This is a genomic window from Candidatus Leptovillus gracilis (assembly GCA_016716065.1).
Classification (GTDB): domain Bacteria; phylum Chloroflexota; class Anaerolineae; order Promineifilales; family Promineifilaceae; genus Leptovillus; species Leptovillus gracilis.
The window spans coordinates 42,750-68,291 of sequence record JADJXA010000003.1; the positions used below are offsets into that span (position 1 = coordinate 42,750).

The window sequence follows — 25,542 nt, forward strand, 5'->3', positions numbered from 1 at the left end:
CTGCCTCTAGCTCTTGCTCTATACTCTAGCTTCCGAGGGATGATGTCCGCAAAAATATTGATTGTTGACGATGAACAAAGCATTCTCAATCTGGTGACGGCTTATTTGCGGCCAGAGGGGTATGAGGTGGAAACGGCCGTGAACGGCCGTTCTGCCCTCCCCCTCTTTCGCAGCTTCCAGCCTGACCTGGTGGTGCTGGACATCATGCTGCCCGGCATGGATGGGCTGGAACTGCTGGCCCAACTGCGCCGCGAATCCGATGTGTACGTTATCCTGCTTACGGCTAAAAACGAGGAGACCGATAAGCTGGTGGGGCTGGCTGTTGGCGCGGATGATTACCTGACAAAGCCATTCAGCCCGCGTGAATTGGTGGCCCGCATCAAGGCCGCCCTGCGCCGTTTGCAAAGCGGCGGCGGCGTCCCGGAAAGCCAGGTAATGCAGTTTGCACACCTGCGCCTGGACATCGCCGCCCGCCGCGTCTGGGCTGATGGGCAAGAAGTTGAGCTGACCGGCACCGAATTCGACCTGCTCAAAGTCTTGGCCGAACATCGCGGTCTGGTCATCAGCCGGGAACAGCTTTTGGAAAAAGTATGGGGGCAAAATTTCTTCGGCGAAATCCGTGTGGTAGACGTTCACCTGGGGCATGTGCGCCAAAAGTTAGGGCCGCATCACGCCATTGTCACGGTGCGCGGCGTCGGGTATCGTTTTGAGCCATAACCCGAAGGCCGGACTATATCTAACATGATCAATCCGTTACGTCGTCGTTTGGGCTGGAAATTGTTTTTCTCGTATCTGGCAGTGGTGCTGCTGGGCGCGGCTGTGTTGATAGCGGCGATGGAGTTTACGCTGCCGCGTGCTTTCACGCGCCACCTGGCAGCGATGGAGATGGCCCTTTTGTCCAACGGCAGCCATGAGATGGTGGGCGATGGGCATCTGGCAGACGATCTGGTGATTAACTTTAGAACGGCCGTTACCGAAGCCACCCTCATCGCCCTGACAGCCGCCAGCCTCGTCGCCCTGGCCTTCAGCGCCCTGATGAGCCGCCGCATTGTGCGCCCCGTGCGCCAGATCATGGAAGCCAGCCGCGACATCGCTCAGGGCGATTACAGCCGTACCGTGCCGCTGCCCGACCGTCCCCTGGCCGACCTGGACGAGATGGGGCAGTTGGCCCACAGCTTCAACCAGATGGCCGGGCAGTTGGCCGAGTCCGACACCCTGCGCCGCCAACTCATCGGCGACGTCAGCCACGAGTTGAGTACGCCGCTGACCGTCATTAAAGGCTCGATGGAAGGGCTGATAGATGGGGTGCTGCCCCCGGACGCCGCCACTTTCCAGCAAATCCAGCAAGAAGCCGCTCGTTTGCAGCGGTTGGTGGCCGATTTGCAGGAACTGAGCCGGGTAGAGGCTGGCAGCTACGATTTGCATCGCCGTCCGTTGGACCTGGGCGCACTGATCACCGACGTAGGTGTCGGTCTGCACCGCCAGTTTGACGACAAAGGGGTACGTCTGCGCGTGCAGCTCCCGCCCGGCTTGCTCATGGTCGAGGCGGACAGCGACCGGATCGCTCAGGTATTGATTAACCTGATCGGCAATGCGCTGCAATATACGCCGGCGCTGGGAGAAGTGGTGGTAACGGCCGTTCGCCAACAGCCCAACGTCTGCATCACCATCGCCGACACGGGGGAAGGCATCCCCGCCGAACATCTGCCCCACCTGTTCACCCGCTTCTACCGCGTAGACAAATCGCGGGCGCGGGCCAGTGGCGGCAGCGGCATCGGCCTGACGATTGCCCGCCATCTGGTAGAAGCGCATGGGGGACGTATCTGGGTGGAAAGTGACGGGGTGGGGCAGGGCAGCCGGTTTACCTTTACGCTGCCCATCAGGTGAGGGCGTCTTTTCCCTGTGCGGCCATGATAAGCTTTCCTTCTGGACCCAGGCAGTCGGGCAAACACGCCTGATGCCAATCATGCAAAACACTTTCAGCCAGCCATTCCTGCTGGATGCCCCAGGGCTGCAAAATGGTGGACATGGCGCGCAGAGACAGTTCTGTGTAACGGGCGGCGTCAATCCGCGCGGGATCCAGGCGTTCCGGCAAATCCCAGGCAAACACGCCCGGCTCCCCTATTGTCCATATAAATTGAATCCGCTGACCGGGAAACCTCAATTTACCCGCTTCATGCAATTGTTTAGCAGCGCTTGCTGTCGGCGATGAGACAGCGTATTCCTCCAGCGGGCGGCTCAATATCTGTGAGACCAGCAGGGTTGAGGGGTCAATTTGGCGAGCGCGCAAAGCAGCCAAACGGCCGCGAATAGAGGCAATCACCTGCGCTAAACAGGTATCCATATCGGCGGCGCCTGCCAGTTGCTCCAAAACATATTGCTGCATATCGGCTATAAAACGCGGGGTATCGTGCCGCCGCATTTCGATGCCCCGCACTTTCAGGGCGCCATCCTCAAAGGCCCCGAAGTACCGGTTGGGCACTGGAATCCGCACATCCATTTTTGAGGGGAGAAAGGCAATCCATTTATAAAAGCCTTCCAGGGCAATGGGCAGTCCGGTGCGTCTTTCTATTGCAGGTTGGGTAGTTGGTCACTCGCCAGGTATGGCGCTGAGAAAAGGTAGATAAAGGGAATAAGTGGGCGGCGGGTCGGCAACGGCCGTTACCCCCAATGTCACCAGTACCGGCGCGCTCATGTGGAGGCCATCGCTGGCGCGGTAGCTAAACGTATCTACGCCCACAAAAGCGGCGGGCGCACGGTAGCTAAATGTACCATCGGGCCAAAGCTGGAGCGCGCCATGCGCTGCGTCACTCACCAGCACGGCCGTCAGCGTATCCCCGTTGGCGTCGTGGTCATTCCACAGCACATTGTGGCCGGTCAGGGGGATGTCGGTGAGCGCGGCGAAGCTGTCCGGCATCGCTTGCGGCGGCAGCGGCGGCAGCGCCACAAACAGGCCGCGTGCCAGATAGAGTTGCGGCGCAGCAGTAGCCGTTTCGCGGCGATATCCGGCCAGGACAAAACCATCGCCGCCCCCAGACAGACGCAGGCGCGCCACCTGCGTGGCATACGCCGCGCTGCCCAATTGGGCCGCTGTTAACACATTACCCGCCTCATCCAGTTCCAACAGGTCGCTGGCCACATCTATTGCGCCAACGGCCGTCTGGCGCAGTTGTACCAGCAAATACCCACCGTCTGGCCGGGGCACAACGTCTGTGCCGCGCGTGTTGCCCTCCCCGGCATAGCTTCGCACCCAGGCAGGTTGTCCCTGCGCATCGGTCTTGACCACCATCGTCCGCGTGCAGTTGGGCAGTTCGCAGCCGGTGAGGATGTAGCCGCCATCGGCCGTTTGCTGTACGCCATGCGCCACGCGAAAGCCAGCCGCGCCATAAAGTTGCGCCCATTGCGGCTCGGCCGTGGCGCTGAATTTCCACAAAAAGGCATATCCCAACAGCGGAGGTGAGGCCGTGCCCGCCAGCACAAAGCCACCATCGGCCGCAGGCGCAATGGCTTCAATGAACGTGCCCGCGCCATAATCGGTGACTAGGGGCGGCAGCGGCGTGAAGCTGAACACCTCCCCTTGCGGCGTAACCAGCGCCAGCCAGGGATCTTGCACACTGCTGAAGGTATTGCTGCCCCCCACAACCACAATGTTGCCATTGGGCAGCGCCAGACCACGCACGACGGCCGAATCCACATCGAGCGTTTGCGTTAAACCATTTTCGGTAGACCAGAGCAGGTTGCCTGTGGCGTCTAGCTTAAGCAGCCAGGGACGGATGGCAACGGCGCTTTGCAGGTAGGCGCTGCCAATGATCACATAACCCCCATCGGGCGCTTCCATGGCGCTAAATCCGGCTTCGCGGTAATTGCTGAGGCTAAAGATTTGCTGCCAGAGAAGCTGACCCAGCGCATCGGTTTTGACCACATACAGACTTTGCAGGTTGCCAGCGCTGCCAACGCCGGTGGCGAGAAAGCCGCCATCGCTGGTGGGCCAGACGTCATAGGCCAGGTCCGCATCCGCGTCGCCAAAGGTCGCTTCCCAGGCCAGGGCATAACCGGCGGGCGGGCCAGTGCGCAGGGTGACGGTCACGGGCGCACTAACGGCCGTGCCATCTGCGGCGGCATAGGCGAAGAAGTCGTCGCCAAAAAAGCCGAGGGTGGGCGTGTAATTGAAGCTGCCATCGAGCCACAGTTCTAGCTCCCCTTGCGCGGGTGGCGTGATGAGAACGGCCGTCAGCGCATCCCCATCAGGGTCACTATCGTTGCCCAACACACCGGGGGCGGTAACAACCAGCGGCGTGGCAAAGGGAGTTTCGTAGTTGTCGGGTTGTGGATTGGGCACATTGTTGAGCGCCTCTTGCACGGTGATGGTGACCGGAGTCGTGGCGCTCACGGCGCTGCCATCGGCGGCGCGATAGAGGAAGACCGCCTGCCCAGCAAAACCCAGGGTGGGGGTGTAGCTGAAGCTGCCGTCGGGCCATAGCTCTAGCTCTCCTTGCGCGGGTGGGGCGATGAGAACGGCCGTCAATTCATCCCCGTCGGCGTCGCTGTCGTTACCCAACACGCCGGGTGCGGGCAGGATGAGCGGGCTGCTCTCAGAGGTGGTAAAGGCATCGGCAACGGCCGTTGGCGGCGTGTTGCCACCGGCGGCGAATGATCCTTTAATCAGATACAGGTCCAGGGCATAGCCATTCGTCTCCGATTTATTGCCGGCAGCGACAAAGCCAGCGCCATTCAGCGTGGGGCGCAGGCGCGTGAGGGACGTGCTGAAGGCGCCGCCGGGGATGGGGGTCACGCCCAGCAGCGCGCCGTCGGCGTCTAGCTCCAGTAGTTCGCTGCGGTAGCTGGTGGAGCCAGCGGCGGCGTAGCGCACGCGCAGCAGCAGCAGCGAGCCATCGTCGCGTTCCAAGACGGCGCGCGCCTGGCTGTAATCGGTTGTGAGGTATTGGCGTGTCCAGACGACATCCCCTTGTGCGTCTGTTTTTAGCAGCACGGCGTGGTTGCAGTTGGGCAATTCACAGCCAGCCAGCAGGTATCCGCCATCACTCTGCGCCGTGACGCCAAAAGCAGCGCGCAAGTAATAGGGTTCGCTGACGCCATACAGGCGGCTCCACTCCGGCTGCGCGGCGGCGTCGAACTTCCACAGGAACGCTTCCCCCGTCGCCGGGGGAGAAGAGGCGCCGACCAGGGCAAAGCCGCCGTCGGCAGTGGGGATCAGGTCCTCAAAGTAAGTGCCCGTGCCGTAACCGAAGGCAAGAGGGTCATAAAGGGTAAGGCTTTCCAGGTCTCCGGTGGGGGTGACGGTCATGATCCACGGCTCCTGGACGTTGCTGAAGCTGTTGCTGGCGCCGGCGATGAGAAAACGGCCGTCGGCCAGTTCCAGGCCGCGCACAATACCAGACCGCACGGTGACGGCCGTTGTCAACCCGTTTTCCGTAGACCAGAGCAGACTGCCCTCGCTGTTTAAGCGCACCAGCCAGGGGCGGAAGGCGGCGGCGGCTGGCAGATAGGCGCTGCCAAGCACCAGGTAACCGCCATCTTGCGTTTCCAAGACGCTGTAGGCGCGCTCGGCGTGATTGCCCAGGCTGAAGCTATGCTGCCAGAGAAGCTGCCCCAGACTGTCAGTTTTGACGACATACATATTTTGATTATTGCCCTGGCTGCCGACGCCAACGACAATATAGCCGCCATCGCTGGTGGGCTGTACATCATTGGCAAAATCGGCGTCGAGACCGCCAAAGGCGGCATCCCACTCCAGAGTGGGGGCGTTGGGCATGGCCGTAGCCTGAAATGTGGCGCTGAACACGAGGCTGAGGGTGCAGAGGGTAAGGGCAATAAGCAGGAAAGAAGCGGATTGGCGCATGGGATTCCTTTGTTGGGGGCGCTGGCGGTTGACCGCGCCACGTGATCCGTTATGAGGGCAGCCATGAAAAGAGGAACTGCCTAATCTAGTTTAGCAGAGAAGCGCCGAAATCGGCAGAGCAACGGCCGTTTCCGCCAGCTTCAACTGTCCATAAGACGCGACGGGGGCGCACTTTTTTCGCGGGTTATGGGTCATCTCCTGTTTGTGACTGTATTGTACCGGTGACAGCAGCAAAACTCACATGATACCCAACGTCTGGCCGACGCAGTAGGCGAAGGCTTTTGTCGAGTCTTCGCGGCTGCGGATACAGACAGGAATGCCGCAGGCCCGACTTTCCTGCCAGAGCGTCTCGGTGATGCGCATGTCAAATTCCAGAAATTTGCGCCACAATTCTTCTGGATGTGGCAGTTGGTCAATAAACAACTTCATCTCACCCCGCTCACCGCCTGCTTCCCAGACCTGGGCGCTAGATTGTTCTGGCGCGGCCAGGCAGGCAAGTTGCGTTGGCGGGATGACCTGGGCCAGCAAGGCCGGGTTGCAAATGCCGCCGTCAATCAGGACACCTCGCGCATATTCCGGCCCCTCCAGGTCGGCGACCAACAAATCCAGGTATTCCGGCAGCGCCGCCTGGTTGAACTGATTAAACGTCTCCCAGGACATTTGCAACAACCAGGCCAGACCATTGGGTGCGGCGGTCCAGGCGCCGTTGACAGGGTGGTTGGCCGTGAAACGGTCGTGATAGCTGCCGTAAATATGGGCGTCCATATCGTAGATGGGCAGACCTGTCTGTTCGGCCAGCAGGTGGCAAACTGTGGTCTTGCCCGCTCCTGCCCCACCTAAGAGCCAGTACAGATTGTGGCGTTGACTAAGAGCGGTACGGGCATTGGTCAGCAGACAGTTGTTAACAAGAAACTTCATCGGCAGTAAGCTCCTTCGTTCGCAGTCTATTGTAGCTACAGCCAGCCATCGCAGTGGGGGCAGATAGCCCGCTCCGGCGTGTCCGGGGAAACGGCGAGGGGCTGGCGGCTGTCGGGGTGTTTGGCGACCTTGATCGGGTAAGGCGTCGCTTGAACGGGCGTTTCTGAACGACGGTAGTGTACCGCGAAAACGGCCGTTTTGCCCACCGCCCCCGCCATCTGACCAGTCGCTGCGGGCGGCCCACGCCAGGGGGTGGGCGCCGGATGGGGCGAAAGCCTTGGGACGTCAGGCGAGGACATGGACGGTAACGGCCGTGTCCTCGCCTTTTTTGTGGCCGATGGAGGTGTGGCGATGGCGACTGAATTGTGTGGGGGAACGGCCGTTGGCGAAGACGCCCGGCGGGTGATGGACGTAGAACTGGCCGAACGCGGGTTGAACGGCGGCTGGAAATCACTGGTCGCCCGCGACTATAGCCTGGTGGATATTGCCGACAACACCGATAGCGACGACGAGTCCAGCAACGCCAACCTGGCCTGGCGGCTGCGGCAGGCACTGCTGTAGCGGACTCAAAATGAGAAGCCAGCGCACCTGCTTGACATTAGAATTGATAAATATATAATTTAGATGAATCTAAATTATTTATTTATGGAGTTTCCGCTGTGAAACAACTGATTTCTATTTTTCTCATGATAACTGTGCTGCTGCTATTGGCGGCGTGTGGCGGAGGCGGGGAAACGGCCGTTGCCGACGGCCGTCTCAACGTCGTCACCACCACCGGCCATATCGGCGATGCCGCCAAAATCATCGGCGGCGAGCGGGTGCGTGTTACTTCTCTGATGGGGCCGGGCCTCGACCCCCATCTCTACGTCGCCAGCGAAGGCGACGTGCGCCGCCTGAGCGACGCTGACCTGATTCTCTACAACGGCCTCTTTCTGGAGGCACGGATGAGCAATGTGTTGGAGCAAATCGGCCGGGGAAAACCGGCTGTTGCGGTGGCCGAGGCGGTTCCAGAGACACAGCGGCTGCTCTCCCAGGAATATGCCGACGCCTACGATCCCCACGTCTGGTTCGACGTAAAGTTGTGGCAAATCGTCGTCGCGGCGGTGCGCGACGCGCTCATCACCGCCGATCCCGATCACGCCGCGCTGTATGAGGCCAATGCCGCCGCTTACCTGAGCGAACTGGCCGAACTGGAGCAATATGTGCAGGATCAGGCAGCACGCATCCCCCCGGCGCAGCGCGTCCTGATCACTGCCCACGATGCTTTTGGCTATTTTGGCCGGGCTTACGGTTTCGAGGTGATGGGGCTGCAAGGCATCAGCACCGAAGCCGAAGCCAGCGCCGCCGACGTGCAATCATTGGCCGATTTCATTGCTGCCAACCAAATACCGGCCATCTTTATTGAGTCATCCGTGCCGGTGCGCACCGTTGAAGCGGTACAGGCGGCCGTCACCGCCCAGGGCTTCCAGGTAGCCATCGGCGGCGAACTCTTCTCCGACGCCCTGGGCGACCAGGAGACACCGGAAGGCAGCTATGTAGGCATGGTCCGGCACAACATAGACACGATTGTGGAGGCGTTAAGCCGGTAACTGGACGCTGGACGCTGGCTGCTGGTTGCTGGTTAGAGAAGTTTAACACCCACCAGATACCAGCTCCCAGTCACCTTCTGGAGAAACTAATGAAACAACCCTACGCCATTGAAGTTGAAGATTTGACCCTGGCCTATAACGAAAAGCCGGTTTTGTGGGACGTGGATTTGCATGTGCCGGAAGGGACGCTGTTGGCCATTGTCGGGCCGAATGGGGCGGGCAAAAGCACGCTGATTAAGGCGATTTTGGGATTGCTCAAACCGGCCGCCGGCCGGGTGCAGATTTACGGCCGTTCCTACCAACAGCAGCGCCATCTCGTCGGCTACGTGCCGCAGCGGGGCAGCGTGGATTGGGACTTTCCCACCAGCGTCCTCGACGTGGTGATGATGGGGCGTTACGGCAGCCTCGGCTGGTTCCGCCGCCCTGGCCGCACCGAAAAAGAGGCTGCTCTGGCCGCCCTGGAGCGCGTTGGCATGGCCGACTTCGCCGGGCGACAAATCAGCCAGTTGTCCGGCGGGCAGCAGCAGCGTGTCTTCCTGGCGCGCGCCCTGGTGCAAGACGCCCAGGTATACTTTATGGACGAACCCTTTCAGGGGGTAGACGCGATCACGGAGCGCGCCATCGTCGCCCTGCTCAAGGAACTGCGCGAAGCGGGCAAAACGGTGGTCGTCGTCCACCACGATTTGCAGACGGTGGCGGAATACTTTGATTGGGTGACGCTGCTCAACGTGCGGCGCATCGCCAGCGGACCGGTGGCACAGGTTTTTACCGAAGAGAATTTGCGCCGGACCTATGGCGGCCGCATGGCTTTTTTGCCGCTGGGGAAGGGGGAAAACGGCCGTTTTGTCTCCGCACCAATCAGCCCGATTCTGACCCCCGTAGAGTAATAATGGACATTCTTTCCGATCTCCTTTTCAATTACACCCTGCGCACCGTTGCCCTGGGCGCAGCCATCCTGGGGTTGGTCAGCGGGGCGCTTGGCTCCTTTGCCGTGCTGCGCCGCCAGAGCTTGCTCGGCGACGCCATCTCCCATGCTGCTCTGCCCGGCGTCGTCATTGCCTACATGCTCACCGGCAGCAAGTCGCCGCTGGTTTTGCTGCTGGGGGCGGCGGCTGCCGGTCTGCTCGGCACGCTGTTGATGATGGGCATCACGCGCTACACCCGCATCAAAGAAGACAGCGCTCTGGGTATCATCCTCTCCGCCTTCTTTGGCTTTGGCCTGATGCTGCTCACCTTTTTGCAGCAAAATCCGCAGGCGCGGCAGGCCGGCCTGAACACTTTCCTCTTCGGCCAGGCGGCCACCTTACTGATGCGCGACGTGATGGTGATGGCCGCTTTTGGCGGCGGGGCGCTGGCGCTGATGGCCCTATTCTGGAAAGAGTTCAAGCTGCTCAGCTTTGACGCTGATTTCGCCGCCAGCCTGGGGCTGCCAGTGCGCCTGCTCGACGTGCTGTTGACCGGACTGTTGGTGGTAGCCATCGTCATCGGTTTGCAGGCGGTGGGGGTGGTGCTGATGAGTGCTATGATTGTGGCCCCGGCCGCCGCCGCCCGGCAGTGGACCGATCGCCTGGGTTGGATGGTGGCCCTGGCGGCGCTGTTCGGGGCCTTCGCCGGAGTGGTGGGGGCGACGATCAGCAGCCTGGGGCGCGGCCTTTCCACCGGGCCGGTGGTGGTGCTGGTGGCCAGCGCCATCGTCCTCTTCTCTCTCTTTTTTGCCGCCAATCGCGGTTTGCTCTGGGCCAGATTGCGGCAAACGCGCCGACCTCTGGCCCTGATTGAGGCGGGAGGAGGCAGGCGATGAGCAGCGCGCAGTTAGAAATTCAATTGATCGCCGTGGTCGTGGCGGTGGCTTGCGCCTTGCCCGGCGTTTTCCTGGTGCTGCGGCGCATGGCGATGCTGAGCGACGCCATCAGCCATACGGTGTTGTTGGGCATTGTCCTGGCCTTTTTTGTGACCCAATCGCTCGAATCGCCCTTGCTGATTTTTGGCGCGGCGGCGATGGGATTGATCACTGTCGCCTTGGTGGAAATGCTGCACAAAACGCAGTTGGTCAGGCAAGACGCCGCCATCGGCTTGGTCTTTCCGGCTCTGTTCAGTCTGGCGGTGATCCTCATCTCCCGGTTTGCTAGTGGGGTGCATCTGGACGTGGACGCGGTGCTGTTGGGCGAACTGGCCTTCGCCCCGTTCGAGCGTTTAACCGTTTTGGGGTTGGAACTGCCCCGCTCGTTGGCGGTAATGGTCGGTATTTTGCTGCTGAATATCCTGTTCATCGGCCTGTTTTATAAAGAGTTGAAGCTGGCGACTTTTGACAGCAACCTGGCGGCGGCATTGGGCTTTTCCCCGGCCTTGATCCATTACGGGTTGATGGGGGTTGTGTCGGTAACGGCCGTTGGCGCTTTCGACGCCGTGGGTTCTGTTCTGGTGGTCGCTCTGATGATCGCTCCGGCGGCGGCGGCCTATTTACTGACCGACAACCTGCCACGGATGTTGGCGTTGGCGGCCGGAATCGGCGCGGCCAGCGCCATCAGCGGGTACTGGCTGGCGCGCGCCCTGGACGCCAACATCGCCGGGGCGATGGCGACCATGACCGGGCTGCTCTTTTTGTTGGCTTTTGTTTTCGCGCCGGAGCGGGGGATCGTGGCCATCGCCCGACGGCGGCAGCGGCAAAAGTGGGCCTTTGCCCAGGCAGCGCTGGCCATCCATCTGCTGAATCATGAGGGAACGGCCGTTGCTGCCGTGGAGTGCAGCGCCGCCCACTTGCAAGACCATCTGCGTTGGGAGGCCGCATTTGCCGCGCAGGTGTTGGAGCGGGCGCAGAAGGGGCAGATTATCAGCCGGGAAAATGGGCTGCTGCGGTTAACGGAAAACGGCCGTTCTCTGGCGGAGCAGGCGTTGGTGTATTAGGCTGGTGGTGGAAGGCATGATGTCTCAATCAAATTCTCCGGCTGGCTGTTTGATCTGACTGTCATGGATTGACTCATTTTTGTTAAGGTGGTTCCACCGTTCTCCATCCAACCCCTTTGCAACTCCCAACAACGTCAACCACCAGAAATTGACGGCGATGTAAACGGCCGTTTCTCAACATAGCCTACGCCACGAGAAAACAGGAAAAAAGCGAACGGCCGTTTCCTTTCCAAACCGTTTGCCCCTCGCCAAACCTATACCACGAGAACCAGCCGCCATTTTGCAAAAGAACTACGACCATAAACCTTCAAAAATGACAGCGTACCCAGATCAAGGAGCCCTTGCAAATGAGTCGGCAATCAGTTCCTGCAAAACGTTCCTGTCCACATCGGCCAGTTTCTTAATATACAAGCAAACCTTGCCCGTTGTATATTTACCAAGTTTCTTGAGCAGTGGGTTGTCCGAGTTGTCGCCTACCCCAATATAGAGCGTGAGGTTCTGTTTGCGGGGGGAGAAGGCGATCTGCGGCATATCGCCTTCCCGCCCACTTTCATACTTGTAATGATATGAGCCAAAGCCGATAATGGCAGGTCCCCACATTTTTGGCTCTTCCTTCGTCACCTGCTTCATGATCTTTACGATCTCAAAGCTATCCTTGCGCTTTTGCTCGTCTTCGACTTCATTCAGAAATTCCTCAACGCTCGCATCGTTCACCTTCGTTTTAATCTCGGCCATTTTTGACTCCTTGCATTGATTGAAGACAAATTATAGTTCACTTCCTCTATTAACTCCTTAGGACGTATTTCGGAATCAAGTTTTTTTCCGAGTCTCATAACAATCTCTGGTAATGCTTCAACATCAGACAAGGTTGTACGGAAGTTGACGATACATGCACGCAAGAGATATTTGCCTTCGATCACTGCATTTGAAATAAAAGCCTCGCCGCTTTTTTGCAGGCGATTGAGCAATTCTTCATTGAGTTTGTTCAAATAAGCTTCAACGGCCGTTACGTCATTCGGCATATCCAGCGGAACGAAGCGAAAAGTTGTGATGCTCAGGCTCTGGGTTACAGCCTGCAATTCTGGATATGTGCCAACAATCTTATATAACGCTTGCGCAAGTGCGATGTCATCACTGATCATTTGGATGGTGCCTTCTCGCCCTACCTGACGCAATCCAAGCCAGACTTTCAGGGCGCGGAAACCACGCGAGTTTTGTAAACCGAATTCGTAGTAGTTGATTGGCGGATCATCCTGCGTTCCATCGAAGTTGTAATATGCAGGATGATGACTGAAGGTTTCTACCAGATGATGAGGATCGCGGACCAGCGCACAACCAGCTTCAAGTGGGCTGTACAGCCATTTGTGTGGATCAAGCGCGATAGAGTCCGCTTCGCGCAATCCCAGCAGCTGGGCGGAGGCTTCGGGCAATACGGCGGCAGGAGCACCGTACGCACCATCTACATGGAACCATAGATCATACTTTTTGCAAATGGCCGCAATTTCAGGCAGCGGATCGATTGCACCCGTGCTGACTGTACCTGCTGTGCCGACGACGAGGAAAGGCAGGTGGTTATCCGCGCGGTCTGCTAAGATCTGCTTTTCAAGAGCATCCATGTCCATCTGCTGATTGGCGTTGGTGGCAATCCAGCGAATAGATTTTGCGCCCAGACCGAAGAGTTCGGCCGCTTTATCTATCCATGTGTGGGTTTCTTTCGAAACATACGCGATGAGACGTTGGTTGCCTACAGACAAGCCTTCACTGTTAATATCCCATGTAACTTTTGATTTGCGAGCGGCCAGGAAGCAGACAAAATTTGCCATATTGCCGCCGCTTACCAGCAGTCCGCCGCAGGCTCTTGGGTAACCCATTAGATCAGCAATCCAGCGAATCGTCTGGGCTTCAATCTCACTTGCAATCGGCGACAGTATAGATGCTCCGACGTTTGGGTTAATTGCCGCCGCCAATAAATCAGCCAGTGCGCCGATGGGTGCCGCAGACGATGTAATATATCCCCAGAATCTCGGATGGCCGTTGAGCAGCGAGTGGTCAAAGAGTAGGTCTGCTACTTCACCAAACAAGTCATTGGCGGGCGAACCGCGCTCAGGCAGGATGTCTGTGCCTAGCAGCTCCCGTATCGCTTGAGGAGACTCCTCGGTTGTCACAGGTCGCTGAGGTAATTCATCAAGAAATTCTGCGATTTGGTCTACAAGCTGACGGCCAAGCTTGCGAAATTCGTCGCCGTGAATTTCTAGCGGCGCTTCCCGATTGCGTAGATTAGGTGTTTGATTGCTAAAGTTCATTTTCGCTCCTCTAAAATAATGGTGACCGATTTAGGGACAGACGCGCAAAGTAAGTATGCCGCCCAACGGATTGCGTTAGCGGATTTTGGGCGGCTGTTGGGCTTTTCATTAGAGTGTTTGCTCGCCTTCTCCTGCTAAATGGAATCTTGCGCCGCCTCTCGTTCGTTTGGCATTCAAAATGAACAAGTTCCCACACCCAATTAGGATGTAAACTGCTTCCAATGGCCTTCAGAGACAACTTCGACGGTTCCGTTAACAACCTTTATGGCTGTCTGTTCGTCAATGGCATAGGACGGGATGCCAATATCGGCCGCCCACCGCTCTGCGTCAGCCAGGGTGTTCGTCGGGAAAGCGTCCAGGTGCGGGAAGATTGAGAAGTTGACGACTCCCAGGGTGCGGTCGTCCGGCGCGGACGGCCACTCGACAAAGTAAGCTCCGATCCGGGGCGTCATCACCATGCTTCCAGCACTCACTCCCACCCAAACCGTGTCGGGCAGCGAAGGCAGCAGATCGGCCAGCCCGGACTCCCGCATCCAGTGGCACAGGTACGTCGCGTCGCCGCCGTCAACCAGGAGCACGTCTGCCTCCTGGAGCCAGGGGATCCATCGCTCCATGCCGATGGTGGGCAGCGCGGTGAGTTCGAGGACACCGAGCGATGCCCAGCCTAGGCCGGACAAGTATCGGAATTCGGTCTCGGCGGCTATGAAGCCTCGCACCGATGCTGGACCGCACATCGGGTGCCCCCACTGTGCGGTCGGGATGCAGAGGGCGTGACACTCGTCGATCTGCTTGCCCAGCAGGGCGACCAGCGCATCGTGGATGCTGCTGTTTGTGATACCCCCGGAAGTGAGAAGAAGTTTCATGATCACACTCCTTGCCAATAGAATGAGGCCCGAACGGCCCATCCCGCTTGAATTGTACGACAATCAACATTTCCAATAACACAAGAGACCTCATGAGTGGGCTGCACTCACCACCACGAATGAAAACCCTGGGAGCGCAGGCGTCTCGCCTGCCGGGGCGGACGGGACGTCCGCGCTCCCATTTTCAAGGGAGAAAATACCATTTCTTTTCAGAAATTCTTTCTTTGCTATGTCTGCCCGCCCTACGCCCGGTTCAGCCGCGCTGGCGCGGTCAGCCAAAATCTCAATCGCAGCTAACAAGCCAACCACCTGAGGACTCGCGCCAGCCCTTCGGCGCTGCTCAGGACAGGCCGTCAACGGGAGCCTCCCATGCCTGGCGGGGCATTCCCCCACCAGAGAAACCTCCTCGCCACGCCAGTCACACACGGATATCCTATACCTATTCTGTGACCCAACTTCCTCCTGGACAGGCGCTAATTCTTTAGGATCGCCGGCAAGTAGACGGTTGTGCCTGCCGATCCCGTGCTGCCAGACCAATAGCCGCTGCTGACGACATAACCGGCGCTGCCGGCCGTTGGTGGACTGGCGGCGCTTTGCCCAATCGTGCCTTGAACCCGGTAGCCGGCCGAACTGGATTGGCCGCCGCCGCCGCCGATGACGTGCCACTCCAGGTTGAACCCGGCCGACGTTTGCGCCAGCGCTGCCGCGCCGAAGGCCAACAGCAGCAGGGTCACAGCCATAACGATGATTTGCTGTTTCTTCTGTGTCATCTGTGCCTCCTTACTGCAATGTGACGTAGACGTAGATCATTTCCTGCGTCCCATTGAGCGGTTCTAACGCCTTGCCGAATACTGTGCCGGGAACGGCCGTTTCCATCCCTTCCACATTCATCACCGCTGCCTTACCTGCCAGGCCCATACCGCCGGTAGACAACAAGTCACCCGGCTGGATGCTGTCGGTCAACGCACTGGCTTTCACCAGAGCCGGCCCCTGTACCACCACCAGCAAAAACTCACCCGGTGCGACTTTGCCCGGTGGCGTCGCATCCATCTCCGCCAGGCGCTCTTGCGCCGTATCGTCGGGAAACTCCAGATCGGGATCCACAGCGTCAATGTTGAAGCGGCTGAAGACCACCCCCGCCACAGCCGTACTGTTGGCTGTGTGGGCGCTGCTCACCTGCACAATGGGTCCGTCAACGGCCGTTACCGACCGGTTAATCCCGCTAAAAACCACCACCTCCCCTGGAGCCAGTGCTTCTGTCCCACCATTCTGCATCACCTGCATCAGGGCGCCAGCGAGATTATAATTGAGCGCATAAAGGTTATCCGGCGTGTAAAAACCGTAATTGTTGTTCGCCAGACCGGTGCGGCCAGTCACGCCATGATAGGTGGAACTTGTCCCCCACACGCCATAATTGGAATTGCTCACGCCATAAACGCCAATGCCGGCGCCGCTGGCCCCATACGTCCCCCGATTTGAGCCAATACCCACCACCCCTACCGCACCCAGCGGCTGGGCAATATCGGCCACGTTACCGGCCTCGCCGCGCACACCCTGATTGGTGGCGCTTCGGGCGAGTACGCCATACCCGCCTTGCGCCGTGACAAAAGCGCCATGATCATAATGATCCGTGCCGCTCGTCTCCACGCGAATGCCGTGGCCGCCGCTGCTGCTGAAGTAGCCGCCCCAACTGTTACTGCTGGACCCCCGGACGCCATAATTGTTGGTACTCGAACCATAGAGGCCCATACCGCCATTGGCATCGGCCCGCAGCGCCGTACCAGTTGCCGGCGCGGCGCCAGACAGGGCGGCCTCGCCCCCACCCAGCGCATCGCCAACAATCGTCGCGCCAGGGCGCAGGCTCAGGGCGTAGGGCGCGGGCAGGATTTCCTGGCGCGGCGACAGCGTTTGCCCGTCCACGATGATGCTCAACCAGAGCGCCTGGCCGTTAAAGGATGCCTGGCTCACACCCAGTTTCACGTTGAACAGTCCATTCGCCACGGCAATGTTGAGATTACCGCTGTCCCACAACGCAGATCCGGCCACGCTGGCATTGTAGACCACAAAACGCATGGTGTACGCGCCGTTTAAGGGCGTGCCGCCGGGATCGGTCAGCCGCCCCTGGTAGCTGATACCGCTGGCTACGACAGCCTCCACCGCCGCCGGAGCTGTCGGTAGGCGCTGGGCTATCGCCCCGGCCGCGCCAACCAGCAGCAGCACAAGGGTAATGCTCGTGACAATCATGGACATTGTTTTCGTTTTCATCTTTACCTTCCTTTGCGGGTTTTCCGCAATTGAGTTGGGCCTGATGGCCCGCTGATCATATGCACAGCTATGGGGATTTGTAGACACCCTGCCGCAGGGCGATGGCCTGCCGCAGGGCGATGGCCTGTGCATTGTGGGGATCGTGTTGTAGGGCGGCGGCAACGGCCGTTTCCGCTTCCGGTGTGCGTCCCATTTGCCAATAACAGTGCGCCAGTCCGGCATAAGCCCGGCCAGACTCCGGCAATAAACGCACCGCCTCCCGGTAATCGGCCAGCGCCTCTTCCAACCGCCCCAAAGCCATCTCTGCCGCGCCCAGATAGATGTAGGCTTCGCCATAAGTGCCATCCAGGATGACGGCTTGCCGCAGCAGCGGCGCGGCCGTTTCCGCATCGCCTCGCTCCAGGTGAAACTGGCCCCAGGCCATGTAGATGGCCGCCTGATTGGGCGACAAGGCGGCGGCTTGCTGGTAGGCCATATCCGCCAACTGGTGAACATCCAGGCCAAACTGCCCGGCGGCCGATTCGTAGAATTGGGCCGTTTGCCGCCAGAGGACCGGATCGTCCGGGCGCAACTGTCGCGCGGTCAGCAGGCTGGTTTCCGCCTGCACCCACCAGTTTGCGGCGTCAGCCGGATTGGCGGCGGCTTGCTGCCAGTAAGCCTGGCTGAGACGCAGGTGATGGGCGGGTTCGTCCGGCCAATAGGCGGCGGCTTGTCCCGCAGAGGCAACAGACGCTTCCCAGTCGCCCATCTGCGCGTAGCGCTGGGAGGAACGGTTGGCGATGTCGGCCAGCAGAGGACGGCCGTTTAGCAGCCAGACGGCCGTTCCCACCCCCACCACCAGCAGCCCGCCGAGCGCCCATTGACGAAACGGCCGTTGCCCCACCACAACTTCCGACTGCGCAGGCGGCGGCGCGGCCAGAGCCACACCCATCCCCAGCAGCAGCCAGGTTGCCATAGCCGTGGGGGTGACATCGAAACTTGTCAGATTGTTAGCGACATTGCCCAGCATGGCCGCTAAAATCGCCGCCAGCAGCGCCCGCTGCGCTGGCGGCAGTGGCCGGCGCAGCGCCTTCACGCTGACGATGACAAACAGGAGCAGCAGCAGGCCAAAGGCCAGCAAACCGGGCAGTCCGGCAGTTATGGCCCAATCCAGCAAGAGATTGTGCGCTCGATCGACGAAGAAATCGCGCCCCTGAAAATAGACGAGTTCCGGCGGGTAAACGCGCGGGAAAACCAATCCCAGGGAGTCGGCGCCGTAACCGAGTAACGGCCGTTGCCGAATCAATTCCACGGTGCCCTGCCAGATGGACAGGCGGGCGGCTGTGGAGCCAGCCTGCTGCTGGCCCAACCAAAACACAGTCAGCGGCCCGCTGATAAAAAGCAGGGCGACGCCGCCCCAGGCCAGCCGCCGCCAGCGCCGCGCCAGCCGAGGTCCATAGCAGAGCAGGAGGAAGAGGGAGAGGGAAACGGCCGTTGCCAGCCAGGCGCTGCGCGCCAACGTCAGCCCGATCACCACAATCTGGCCTATAAACAGCGCCGACCAGAGCACGCGCCAGCGACGTTGGGGTGTGGTGAGCAGCAGCGCCAGCGTCAACGGAACCATCAGGGCCAGGTACGCGCCGACAAAGTTGGCACGGCCTAAGGCAGCGTAAATGGGTGAGCGGGCGTCGCTGACCAGGCCGAACGGATTCCAGCCCAGCGCCTGCCCCAGGCTGAGCAGGATGAGCAGCCCACTGGCCGTGACTAGTGTTCTAATCAACTGCCTGGCGCGGGATAGGGTGGTGAACTGTTCGGCAGCCAGCAAAAACAAGAGGAGGTAGGTGAGTAGGGTGATGGTTCCCTGGCCGCGCTCATAGCTGCCCCACAAACTGAGACGCCAATTAACGGCCGTTACCGTCGTGACAACTAGCACCCATGCCAGCAGTGCGACTGCTCCTGAAAGGGGGTTGGTGTGCCAGGCGCGCCGCAGCGAACGCCCGGTCACGGCATATTCAACAAGGAATAAACCTGTCAGCAGCCAGACCAACGTTCTGAGCAGCGCTGCTTTGGGCAGTTCAAAGGGCTGTTGCCCCCATAAGTTGACCCAAAGCGGAACCAAAATCACTAGTAGAAGCCATCCGGCATCCTGCGCCATTTTCAAGCGGGATGATACGACTGCTGGGACAATCGTTTTTTCGGGATTTTTCATTTAGTTGTGTAGAAGTTGGTGATAGGGACAACGATGATTTGAGTATGGGGATGAGAAGATTATCTTGTCACAATTCCCTTTTTCATCATTAATCTTAAACGAAGCTGTTATTTGGCACAACCACTCTTTGTCACCGTTCGGCTGATACGTATATTTGTGTCTTTGGGGCCGTTAAGCAGCAAGACCGCGAGACGGTCATATAGTGTTTTGGTTCAGATGTTACACTGAGTCGCAAATCTGTTCTACAGACAACTCGTTTGGTTCCAAGACTTTAGCCTGACGCGGCTAATTAATGGCGACAATTCCTTCGATCTGTTCCATTCGACTGAGATACGCGGGAATATACCTTTTGGGTGGGATATGCAAAAACACCCACCTTCGGCGCGGTCGGAACGTATCGCCTCGGGGCGTAGGTGGACACAGAAACCAGCGTCCCCACCGGCGGCAGCGAGGCGGATGGAGGGAACAATGTCTATGGCTGTTATAGGCTGATGGTATAGAGCGGCGGTGGGTGATGGCTTTGGCGGCTACGGCCCGCGCCGAATCATATCCAGCGTATGGGACAGGACCGGATCACGGCCGGCAATCTGGTCGGCCAGCGTGGTGGGCACGATGATGTCGGGCATAACCCCCTCATCGCTCAACCGGCCGTTGGGGCGAACCAGGCACATTCGGGAAGATTGGTACGGCAGGCCGGTGCGGGGCAAGGGCAGCATTTCTGTGGGAACGTTGGCGCAGTAGGAAGCGGTATCCAGGGTTTCTTCGCCGATGAGCTGCGCCCGGCCGCTGTCTTGCAGGGCGGTCGCTAGAGTGATCGCGCCGGAAAATGTATCCGGACCGATGAGGACGTAGAGTTGACCCCGGTAACGCTCGGCCACGTCGAACGGCCGTAGCCATTCATAGTCTGTCTCTCTGGGGCTGCCGGAACCATAGCCACCAAACGGGGTAACGTACTGGCGAGAACACCAGCGGAATGGTTCATCTAGCAGCTTGTCGGAGAAGATACGTTTCTCCGAACAAAAATGATTTCGGTGTAAACTTTGGGTATGGCAAGAAAATTCAGAACTGCTGATTACGAAAGACCTGGACCTGCAAACACCTTGCGCGATGTCCTGCCACCTGACCATTTGGCTCGCTTCATTGTCGCTGTCGTCGCCCAACTTGATTTGGGGATCATGTATAGAAAGTATAGTGAGCGGAGTGCGCCACCATACGCCCCGGAAGTGATGTTGGGATTGCTGTTCTGCCGCTATGCCAGCCGGCGTATTCAGTTCGCTAAGATTGAACGCGCCACCCATGAGGTGATTCCCTTTCGTTTCATTACCGGTGACAGCACCCCGACCTTAGAGACGTTGGGCTTTCGCCAACAATTTTCTGGCTGAACTGAAAGAGTTGTTTGTCCAGATACCATTGATTGCCCAGGCGATGGGCTATTTGCAATTGGGTAACGTCAGTCTGGGTGGCAGCAAAATCCATGCCGATGCGTCCAAGAGCAAAGCGGTCAGTTACCAGCGGCTGTTGGCTATCGAAGCCTATCTGCAAGCCGAAGTCGAGGGTTGTTCACTTTGGCTGAAGTTGCCGATGGAGGACAACTGCCCGAAGAGATGAACATTCCCGATGAGATTGCCCGACGCCAGCAGCAATTGGCGCGGCTGGCCCGAAGCCAAGAAGGTGCTGGAGGAACGCGCCCAGGCCCGGTATGAAAGCCGAGCAAGCCGAATACGAGGCCAAGATGCAAGCCGGGCCGAAAAGACCGACCCCAGGGGGAAAAAAGCCGCCGGGCAAACCACCGCAGCCACCCACTCCAGGACCCAGAGATAAAGACCAGTACAACTTCACCGACCCCCGAATCGCGCATCATGAAAAGGCCACCAACAGCGGCTTTGACCAACATTATAACGTCCAGGTAGTGGTTGACCATGACAGTCGTCTGGTAGTGGGCATTGGTTGTGTGACCATACCAACGATAAACAGGCCGCCCTGCCAACTCTCGACACCGTACCACCAGTCGTGGGTCGGCCGAAAAAGGTCAATTTGGACACCGGCTATTTCAGCGAAAACAACATCGCCAGCTTGGAAGCGCGCGGCATTGACCCTGCATCGCCACCGGTCGCAGCCCACACCATCAGGGTTGGCGTCCCTTTTTCCTGGACAATCCCAACCCGCCACCCAATGATGCTTCCGTCAAAGAGCAAATGGCTTACAAACTGCAGACCACCCGGCAAAGCCACCTACCGTTTGCGCAAATCGACGGTTGAACCGGTTATCGGTATCGTAAGGAAACCTTGGGTTTGCCGGTTTTCTCTGCGAGGCCTGGTTGCTGCCGGTGGCGAATGGACATTGGTTTGTCTGGCTTACAACTTGAAACGATTGCATACCTTGCAGGTTGGTTGATGGGGGCGTTATTGCCCCTGCCTGATGCCCGAAAAACGGGCTGTAAAACCGTGCAAAATTCATGGTAATGAGGCCAATATGAGTTGCAAACTGCTTGTCTTGATGCTTGAAATCGTTATTTGTCTATCATCGGCCTTCAGAAGATATTTTCCGACAGCCTGCTGAGCCGCTTATGCAAAAGGAGGAAACCCGTGGCTGAAAGCCGAGATGATATAGTGCCCGCAGAAAGAGCGCAAATTGTGATTGGGGTTCCCCCGTTTTAGTAGACACAGATAATGGTCATACCGCTAACGCCTGTTTTTGATAACTGGCTTCGTAGGCTTGCGGACTCACGTAGCCTAACGCAGAGTGCCGACGCTGTCGATTATAGAAAGCCTTCGATGTAAAAGAATATATCTGTCATCGCCTCCTCTCGGTTGAGATAAACCGTTTGATAAATCAACTCCATTTTCAGGGCACTAAAGAAGCTTTCGGCCACGGCGTTGTCATAGCAATTGCCAGTGCCACTCATGCTCGCCTTGACCTGACAAGCCTGAAGTAATCGTTGAAACTCATGGCTGGTGTATTGGCTGCCGCGGTCGGAGTGAAACAGAAGGCCTGCTTGGGGCTGACACTGCCGCCAGGCCATCTGAAAGGCCTCTCTGACCAATTGCCCAGTCATCCGGGCATTCATCGCCCAACCCACGATACGGCGAGAATAGAGGTCAATCACCACGGCCAGGTACAACCAGCCGGCGCCGTCCAAACGTGCTGAGGTGATATCCCCGCACCACTTTTCCGCTGGCTGGCTGGCGCTGGAAATCCTGGGCCAGGTGATTGGGGGCAGCAGGATGGTTCTTATTTTGCTGGGTTGTCGTTTTGTACCGTTTAGACTGTTTGCCCCGGATACCATGTTGCCGCATCAAGCGTGCCACCCGGTTCACGCTGCACGGTATTTCATCTTTGATCTCGTGGTAAATGCGCGGGCTACCGTAACAACCACGATTCGCTTCATAAGCCGCTTTGATTTTGTCCAGCAGGTGTTGATTGGCCATCTCCCGCTGACTGATGGGCCGCGTCCGCCAGTCATAATATCCGCTGCGGGAAATCTGTAACAGGTCACACATAAGACTTACCTCGAATTCTGAACGATGCCGTTCCACGAAATCATATCTCACTGGTTTGGGTGCGTGAAGCCTGTGCTGAGCGGAGCCGAAGCGATGCCACTGCTTTTTTAGGATTTCTTTTTCCTGCCGTAAGCGGGCGTTTTCCCGCTCAAGCTGCTTGACCTGCTCGGCCAATGGCTCTTCGGCCAGGAAACGATTCGACCGAGGTGCGATGACCTCGCCGGCCGCTTTGGCTTTCAAGCGGTTCCAGCGAGACAGCAACCCTGGTGTAATGCCCAGTTCCCGTTCAATATCTGCGGCGGAGCGACCACTGCTACGCAGTAGGCTGACCGCTTGTTCTTTGAATACCTCTGGGTATTCTCGCATTTGTTTTTTCATTGGTTACCTCCAAAACAAGTGTACTCAATTTGTCTCTTGTATGTGTCCACTTTTTTGGGGGAACCCCACTTCAACCAACCGCGCTTTAGTGGACAGCGAAGCGGGTAAACTCTGGCCGACTGTCGAATGTAAAGCTGTTGCCGGTTATCTGGACGTGCATATCACCCCCAACCAAAACCGAGCCGCTCGCACTGCCACGGTTTCCGTTCGATTTACTCAGGTAAAACTCAAACCACCCTGGCGGCCGAACCAGATAAAATTGCCGGTTGTCACCCTGAATGCCATTCTAGTGCGGGAAGATACACCCCCCGATGAGGTAGATGAGCCGATTGAATGGTTGCTGCTCACCAACACGCCAGTGGACACCTTTGCCGATGCCTTGCAAGTGGTGCAATGGTATTGTTGCCGCTGGCAAATCGAGATTTATCACAAAGTCATCAAGTCGGGCTGTACTGTGGAAGATTGCCGACTCAAAACGGCTGACCGACTACAGAACTACATTGCCCTCATGAGTGTCGTTGCCTGGCGCCTGTTATGGCTCACCTACATCAACCGTGCTGAACCAAACTTGCCCTGCACCGTCATTCTCACGACCCCCGAGTGGGAGAGCCTTTACATGCGTATCAACAAAACGACACAATTGCCTCAAACTGTACCCACCGTCCGTCAAGCTGTGCGCTGGATTGCGCAACTGGGTGGTTTTCTGGGCCGCAAGGGAGATGGTGAACCAGGTATCGTTGTTATCTGGCGCGGCTGGCAAAGATTGCAGGATATAGCCGCCACCTGGTATCTTGTTAAAGAACAAACCCAACTTGTGGGTAATAGATAGGACCATTAACCATTGACAATTGACCATTCCCACCGGCCGTCATCCGACTACAACAAGGCAGACATTCATGGAGAACGAACGAGAACGGGCCGAATTACAACGTCATATCCAAGAAGCCGAGGAACGGGCAGCGGCCGGCGGCCATCGCTTAGCCCCTGGCGGCGCGTCAGCCAACCAGGTCTTTTTGTCAGCGAAACGACCTGCACCCGCCGGCTACGCGACGCTGCTGGTGGCTTTTGCCCACGATTGCCCGGGGTTGGGTGAAGTATGAGAAACGGCCGTCGCCCACCTCCTTTGTTATAATCGCAGGGAAACAGAGTGGCCGCCAGGCGGGGCAGAGGGTCTGCCCGTCCCGTCTCCAGGCGGCCGGTAAATCATCTTTCGTCGAGGTACACCTATGAAAACTGACTGGATTCGCGTAACCGAGAACTTACCAGAAGCTGAAATAGACGTCCTGATCTTTGTCCCGGAGGGCGAGGTAAACTATCGGGTGGCGATGTGGATTGACGGCAACTGGATGACGCCGGGCATGGAACTCATCCGCGCCAACCAGGTAACCCACTGGCGGCCATTGCAACCCCCAGAAGACCATGAGCGCCCTAGCTGAGGCGCTGACTTACCCGCTCCACGGACAGGCAGCAACCCGGACAACGGCCGTTTGCCCTATCCGCAACAAGAAAAACGGGCTGGTGGTGGCTGAATATAGAGCGGGAAATATCCGCGTGTTCGCTTCCAGTGGGACGCTGAGGAGTGGGCGCGGCTGGATGCCCTCCATGCTCGCTCGCGTGACCTGTTTCAGTTGATCGGCGACTGTGGCGACGAGTATCGGCGGCAGCGGCTGCAAGCCAGTGGCGACGTGTGCCGCCAGAAGCTGCCGGGGCGTTTGTTGGCTGCTGGTGGTGGTTGCAGGAGCGCAATCTGGCGCTGCTCGATTGGTTGGCCGAATGGAAACAGGGCACGATGGACCGCGTTTTGGCGAGGGACGATGGCGCAGCAAGCAAACCGCGTGACGCTGTTTGACGACTGGGCGGCGCAGTATGATACGGCCGTCGCCGCCGGCGGCCAGGATTTCCCCTTCGTCGGTTATGGTGAGGTGTTGGACACGGCCGTCCGCACTGCCGGAGCACGGCCGTCGCTGCGTGTCCTGGAACTGGGCATCGGCACGTTGAAGGAAACATCATCCACGGCCGCAACTCCATCGTAAGCCTTGTGTAGATTTCGTACTTCAACAACCTGTGACATCGTACCCTCTTTTCAAGCTTTAGCTCTATTTGCTGCCGCGAAACAAGATGAATGAAACGCCAACGACAATGACGCCTAGAGGCCACAGGCCTGAGACACTGTAGCCCAGCGCCATCGCGACCATGTAAGCGAAGGGCAGCACGGCGAAAACGGCAATGCTGAAGACACGGCGGGTGAGGCGGCCGTCTACCTTGTAGCGCCTATAAGCCGATACGCCGATCAAATAAATGGGCAACAAGGCTATTAGCATCGAGGGACTGTGCCCCCCGATGGTGATCCCGGACGTCCCCAAGAGGAAGATGACGCCCAAGAGGACCATAAACGCTCCCATCCACTTTCCAACTTCGTGTTTCCCTTTGACCTGTTCTGAATTGACAACTGTTTCCTGTTTCATGACATTCTCCTGTCTGATTCTGACTATTAGGTTTGTGTTCAATGGCTACAGAATAGCAGCTGGCCCGGAGAAAGTAACCCGCCGAGAGATTGAATTTGGGCTATCGAGGGATGGATTATGCGGTCAACCGACTGGGAGCGACCACATCAACCGATCGGTTGATGCGCTGTTTGGCCTTTTGGGAGCAAGACACCCGGCCACATGAAACAGGTCATATTTGGCCCACGGGTAACCATATGGGGCAACCTCTCGAGTATGGAAAGCGTAAATATGTCAAAAAGTCCCGAAAATTTCTCGTATGCACTCGAG

General features: G+C 58.3%; 31 protein-coding genes. 17 read left to right on the plus strand and 14 right to left on the minus strand.

The window, feature by feature from the left end:
* Positions 1-42 precede the first annotated feature (42 nt).
* Together IPM39_08970 and IPM39_08975 are read left to right on the plus strand one after the other, a co-directional pair.
* Positions 43-717 carry a response regulator transcription factor gene (locus IPM39_08970; protein MBK8986197.1) on the plus strand — a complete coding sequence of 225 codons (675 nt, stop codon included), beginning with the start codon at positions 43-45 and terminating at the stop codon, positions 715-717.
* A gap of 24 nt (positions 718-741) precedes the next feature.
* Positions 742-1,887, plus strand: coding sequence for a HAMP domain-containing protein (locus IPM39_08975; protein MBK8986198.1), 1,146 nt, complete (start codon positions 742-744; stop codon positions 1,885-1,887).
* Here IPM39_08975 and IPM39_08980 read toward each other — a convergent pair.
* From IPM39_08980 to IPM39_08995, 4 genes are all read right to left on the minus strand, one after another.
* A complete protein-coding gene (locus IPM39_08980; protein MBK8986199.1) occupies positions 1,880-2,482 on the minus strand; it encodes a hypothetical protein in 603 nt (200 codons plus the stop codon). The two genes, IPM39_08975 and IPM39_08980, sit on opposite strands and share 8 nt — an antisense overlap.
* A 108-nt stretch (positions 2,483-2,590) precedes the next feature.
* Positions 2,591-5,860 (minus strand): tandem-95 repeat protein, encoded by a 3,270-nt coding sequence (locus IPM39_08985; GenBank protein ID MBK8986200.1) that lies wholly within the window; start codon positions 5,858-5,860, stop codon positions 2,591-2,593.
* Between the two features lie 237 nt (positions 5,861-6,097).
* The gene (locus IPM39_08990; GenBank protein ID MBK8986201.1) at positions 6,098-6,778 is read right to left on the minus strand and encodes a hypothetical protein; all 681 of its coding nucleotides are present in this window, start codon (positions 6,776-6,778) and stop codon (positions 6,098-6,100) included.
* A 35-nt stretch (positions 6,779-6,813) separates the two neighbouring features.
* The gene (locus tag IPM39_08995) at positions 6,814-7,077 is read right to left on the minus strand and encodes a hypothetical protein (protein MBK8986202.1); all 264 of its coding nucleotides are present in this window, start codon (positions 7,075-7,077) and stop codon (positions 6,814-6,816) included.
* Here IPM39_08995 and IPM39_09000 point away from each other — a divergent pair.
* The 5 genes from IPM39_09000 to IPM39_09020 all read left to right on the plus strand — a co-directional run bounded on the left by IPM39_09000 (position 7,076) and on the right by IPM39_09020 (position 11,271).
* Positions 7,076-7,339: a hypothetical protein gene (locus IPM39_09000; protein MBK8986203.1), complete on the plus strand. Its 264-nt coding sequence runs from the start codon at positions 7,076-7,078 to the stop codon at positions 7,337-7,339. The two genes, IPM39_08995 and IPM39_09000, sit on opposite strands and share 2 nt — an antisense overlap.
* 125 nt (positions 7,340-7,464) lie before the next feature.
* Positions 7,465-8,367, plus strand: coding sequence for a zinc ABC transporter substrate-binding protein (locus tag IPM39_09005; protein MBK8986204.1), 903 nt, complete (start codon positions 7,465-7,467; stop codon positions 8,365-8,367).
* 89 nt (positions 8,368-8,456) lie between these two features.
* Positions 8,457-9,254, plus strand: coding sequence for a metal ABC transporter ATP-binding protein (locus IPM39_09010; protein MBK8986205.1), 798 nt, complete (start codon positions 8,457-8,459; stop codon positions 9,252-9,254).
* A gap of 2 nt (positions 9,255-9,256) precedes the next feature.
* Entirely contained in the window at positions 9,257-10,168 is a 912-nt protein-coding gene (locus IPM39_09015; GenBank protein MBK8986206.1) for a metal ABC transporter permease, read from the plus strand.
* Positions 10,165-11,271 (plus strand): metal ABC transporter permease, encoded by a 1,107-nt coding sequence (locus IPM39_09020; protein MBK8986207.1) that lies wholly within the window; start codon positions 10,165-10,167, stop codon positions 11,269-11,271. Before IPM39_09015 ends, IPM39_09020 begins: the two co-directional genes overlap by 4 nt.
* A gap of 330 nt (positions 11,272-11,601) precedes the next feature.
* Here the strand turns inward: IPM39_09020 and IPM39_09025 are convergent, their stop codons facing one another.
* From IPM39_09025 to IPM39_09055, 7 genes are all read right to left on the minus strand, one after another.
* Entirely contained in the window at positions 11,602-12,006 is a 405-nt protein-coding gene (locus IPM39_09025; protein MBK8986208.1) for a DUF1801 domain-containing protein, read from the minus strand.
* Complete coding sequence (locus IPM39_09030) at positions 11,982-13,574, minus strand: aspartate aminotransferase family protein (GenBank protein ID MBK8986209.1); 1,593 nt, start codon at positions 13,572-13,574, stop codon at positions 11,982-11,984. The genes IPM39_09025 and IPM39_09030 overlap by 25 nt, the downstream gene beginning before the upstream one ends.
* Positions 13,575-13,774: 200 nt before the next feature.
* Complete coding sequence (locus IPM39_09035) at positions 13,775-14,437, minus strand: Type 1 glutamine amidotransferase-like domain-containing protein (GenBank protein ID MBK8986210.1); 663 nt, start codon at positions 14,435-14,437, stop codon at positions 13,775-13,777.
* Positions 14,438-14,910: 473 nt separating this feature from the next.
* Entirely contained in the window at positions 14,911-15,207 is a 297-nt protein-coding gene (locus tag IPM39_09040) for a hypothetical protein (GenBank protein ID MBK8986211.1), read from the minus strand.
* 10 nt (positions 15,208-15,217) lie between these two features.
* Entirely contained in the window at positions 15,218-16,702 is a 1,485-nt protein-coding gene (locus IPM39_09045; GenBank protein MBK8986212.1) for a hypothetical protein, read from the minus strand.
* Positions 16,703-16,769: 67 nt separating this feature from the next.
* Positions 16,770-18,806, minus strand: coding sequence for an O-antigen ligase family protein (locus tag IPM39_09050; protein MBK8986213.1), 2,037 nt, complete (start codon positions 18,804-18,806; stop codon positions 16,770-16,772).
* Positions 18,807-19,417: 611 nt separating this feature from the next.
* A complete protein-coding gene (locus IPM39_09055; GenBank protein MBK8986214.1) occupies positions 19,418-19,768 on the minus strand; it encodes a hypothetical protein in 351 nt (116 codons plus the stop codon).
* Positions 19,769-19,990: 222 nt separating this feature from the next.
* On the opposite strand from IPM39_09055, the gene IPM39_09060 reads away from it, so the two are divergent.
* The 4 genes from IPM39_09060 (at position 19,991) to IPM39_09075 (ending at position 21,284) form a co-directional block, all read left to right on the plus strand.
* Positions 19,991-20,272 carry a transposase gene (locus tag IPM39_09060; GenBank protein ID MBK8986215.1) on the plus strand — a complete coding sequence of 94 codons (282 nt, stop codon included), beginning with the start codon at positions 19,991-19,993 and terminating at the stop codon, positions 20,270-20,272.
* 10 nt (positions 20,273-20,282) lie between these two features.
* Positions 20,283-20,498 (plus strand): hypothetical protein, encoded by a 216-nt coding sequence (locus IPM39_09065; GenBank protein ID MBK8986216.1) that lies wholly within the window; start codon positions 20,283-20,285, stop codon positions 20,496-20,498.
* A gap of 9 nt (positions 20,499-20,507) precedes the next feature.
* The gene (locus IPM39_09070; GenBank protein MBK8986217.1) at positions 20,508-20,711 is read left to right on the plus strand and encodes a hypothetical protein; all 204 of its coding nucleotides are present in this window, start codon (positions 20,508-20,510) and stop codon (positions 20,709-20,711) included.
* Between the two features lie 126 nt (positions 20,712-20,837).
* Positions 20,838-21,284, plus strand: a complete 447-nt coding sequence (locus tag IPM39_09075) for a transposase (GenBank protein MBK8986218.1) — start codon at positions 20,838-20,840, stop codon at positions 21,282-21,284.
* Between the two features lie 364 nt (positions 21,285-21,648).
* Here the strand turns inward: IPM39_09075 and IPM39_09080 are convergent, their stop codons facing one another.
* Positions 21,649-21,996 carry a DDE-type integrase/transposase/recombinase gene (locus tag IPM39_09080; protein MBK8986219.1) on the minus strand — a complete coding sequence of 116 codons (348 nt, stop codon included), beginning with the start codon at positions 21,994-21,996 and terminating at the stop codon, positions 21,649-21,651.
* Positions 21,989-22,768 (minus strand): IS3 family transposase, encoded by a 780-nt coding sequence (locus IPM39_09085; GenBank protein MBK8986220.1) that lies wholly within the window; start codon positions 22,766-22,768, stop codon positions 21,989-21,991. The genes IPM39_09080 and IPM39_09085 overlap by 8 nt, the downstream gene beginning before the upstream one ends.
* 88 nt (positions 22,769-22,856) lie before the next feature.
* Here IPM39_09085 and IPM39_09090 point away from each other — a divergent pair, with 88 nt between their 5' ends.
* From IPM39_09090 to IPM39_09115, 6 genes are all read left to right on the plus strand, one after another.
* Positions 22,857-23,597: an IS4 family transposase gene (locus IPM39_09090; GenBank protein ID MBK8986221.1), complete on the plus strand. Its 741-nt coding sequence runs from the start codon at positions 22,857-22,859 to the stop codon at positions 23,595-23,597.
* Between the two features lie 67 nt (positions 23,598-23,664).
* Positions 23,665-23,868 carry a hypothetical protein gene (locus IPM39_09095; protein MBK8986222.1) on the plus strand — a complete coding sequence of 68 codons (204 nt, stop codon included), beginning with the start codon at positions 23,665-23,667 and terminating at the stop codon, positions 23,866-23,868.
* 126 nt (positions 23,869-23,994) lie between these two features.
* On the plus strand, positions 23,995-24,204 hold the full coding sequence (locus IPM39_09100; protein MBK8986223.1) for a DUF551 domain-containing protein: 210 nt from the start codon (positions 23,995-23,997) through the stop codon (positions 24,202-24,204).
* Positions 24,188-24,400 carry a hypothetical protein gene (locus IPM39_09105; GenBank protein MBK8986224.1) on the plus strand — a complete coding sequence of 71 codons (213 nt, stop codon included), beginning with the start codon at positions 24,188-24,190 and terminating at the stop codon, positions 24,398-24,400. The genes IPM39_09100 and IPM39_09105 overlap by 17 nt, the downstream gene beginning before the upstream one ends.
* A 55-nt stretch (positions 24,401-24,455) precedes the next feature.
* Positions 24,456-24,617, plus strand: coding sequence for a hypothetical protein (locus IPM39_09110; protein ID MBK8986225.1), 162 nt, complete (start codon positions 24,456-24,458; stop codon positions 24,615-24,617).
* Positions 24,583-24,801 carry a hypothetical protein gene (locus IPM39_09115; GenBank protein ID MBK8986226.1) on the plus strand — a complete coding sequence of 73 codons (219 nt, stop codon included), beginning with the start codon at positions 24,583-24,585 and terminating at the stop codon, positions 24,799-24,801. Before IPM39_09110 ends, IPM39_09115 begins: the two co-directional genes overlap by 35 nt.
* 63 nt (positions 24,802-24,864) lie before the next feature.
* Here the strand turns inward: IPM39_09115 and IPM39_09120 are convergent, their stop codons facing one another.
* The gene (locus IPM39_09120; protein MBK8986227.1) at positions 24,865-25,233 is read right to left on the minus strand and encodes a hypothetical protein; all 369 of its coding nucleotides are present in this window, start codon (positions 25,231-25,233) and stop codon (positions 24,865-24,867) included.
* Positions 25,234-25,542 lie beyond the last annotated feature (309 nt).

Bases quoted from the DNA above. Each gene is read 5' to 3' on its own strand.
- IPM39_08970 (MBK8986197.1), top strand. From the start codon at position 43: ATGTCCGCAAAAATATTGATTGTTGACGATGAACAAAGCATTCTCAAT.
- IPM39_08975 (MBK8986198.1), top strand. From the start codon at position 742: ATGATCAATCCGTTACGTCGTCGTTTGGGCTGGAAATTGTTTTTCTCG.
- IPM39_08985 (MBK8986200.1), bottom strand. From the start codon at position 5,860: ATGCGCCAATCCGCTTCTTTCCTGCTTATTGCCCTTACCCTCTGCACC.
- IPM39_08990 (MBK8986201.1), bottom strand. From the start codon at position 6,778: ATGAAGTTTCTTGTTAACAACTGTCTGCTGACCAATGCCCGTACCGCT.
- IPM39_09000 (MBK8986203.1), top strand. From the start codon at position 7,076: ATGGACGGTAACGGCCGTGTCCTCGCCTTTTTTGTGGCCGATGGAGGT.
- IPM39_08995 (MBK8986202.1), bottom strand. From the start codon at position 7,077: ATGTCCTCGCCTGACGTCCCAAGGCTTTCGCCCCATCCGGCGCCCACC.
- IPM39_09005 (MBK8986204.1), top strand. From the start codon at position 7,465: ATGATAACTGTGCTGCTGCTATTGGCGGCGTGTGGCGGAGGCGGGGAA.
- IPM39_09010 (MBK8986205.1), top strand. From the start codon at position 8,457: ATGAAACAACCCTACGCCATTGAAGTTGAAGATTTGACCCTGGCCTAT.
- IPM39_09015 (MBK8986206.1), top strand. From the start codon at position 9,257: ATGGACATTCTTTCCGATCTCCTTTTCAATTACACCCTGCGCACCGTT.
- IPM39_09020 (MBK8986207.1), top strand. From the start codon at position 10,165: ATGAGCAGCGCGCAGTTAGAAATTCAATTGATCGCCGTGGTCGTGGCG.
- IPM39_09025 (MBK8986208.1), bottom strand. From the start codon at position 12,006: ATGGCCGAGATTAAAACGAAGGTGAACGATGCGAGCGTTGAGGAATTT.
- IPM39_09030 (MBK8986209.1), bottom strand. From the start codon at position 13,574: ATGAACTTTAGCAATCAAACACCTAATCTACGCAATCGGGAAGCGCCG.
- IPM39_09035 (MBK8986210.1), bottom strand. From the start codon at position 14,437: ATGAAACTTCTTCTCACTTCCGGGGGTATCACAAACAGCAGCATCCAC.
- IPM39_09040 (MBK8986211.1), bottom strand. From the start codon at position 15,207: ATGACACAGAAGAAACAGCAAATCATCGTTATGGCTGTGACCCTGCTG.
- IPM39_09045 (MBK8986212.1), bottom strand. From the start codon at position 16,702: ATGAAAACGAAAACAATGTCCATGATTGTCACGAGCATTACCCTTGTG.
- IPM39_09070 (MBK8986217.1), top strand. From the start codon at position 20,508: ATGAGATTGCCCGACGCCAGCAGCAATTGGCGCGGCTGGCCCGAAGCC.
- IPM39_09085 (MBK8986220.1), bottom strand. From the start codon at position 22,768: ATGAAAAAACAAATGCGAGAATACCCAGAGGTATTCAAAGAACAAGCG.
- IPM39_09095 (MBK8986222.1), top strand. From the start codon at position 23,665: ATGGAGAACGAACGAGAACGGGCCGAATTACAACGTCATATCCAAGAA.
- IPM39_09100 (MBK8986223.1), top strand. From the start codon at position 23,995: ATGAAAACTGACTGGATTCGCGTAACCGAGAACTTACCAGAAGCTGAA.
- IPM39_09105 (MBK8986224.1), top strand. From the start codon at position 24,188: ATGAGCGCCCTAGCTGAGGCGCTGACTTACCCGCTCCACGGACAGGCA.
- IPM39_09115 (MBK8986226.1), top strand. From the start codon at position 24,583: ATGGCGCAGCAAGCAAACCGCGTGACGCTGTTTGACGACTGGGCGGCG.
- IPM39_09120 (MBK8986227.1), bottom strand. From the start codon at position 25,233: ATGAAACAGGAAACAGTTGTCAATTCAGAACAGGTCAAAGGGAAACAC.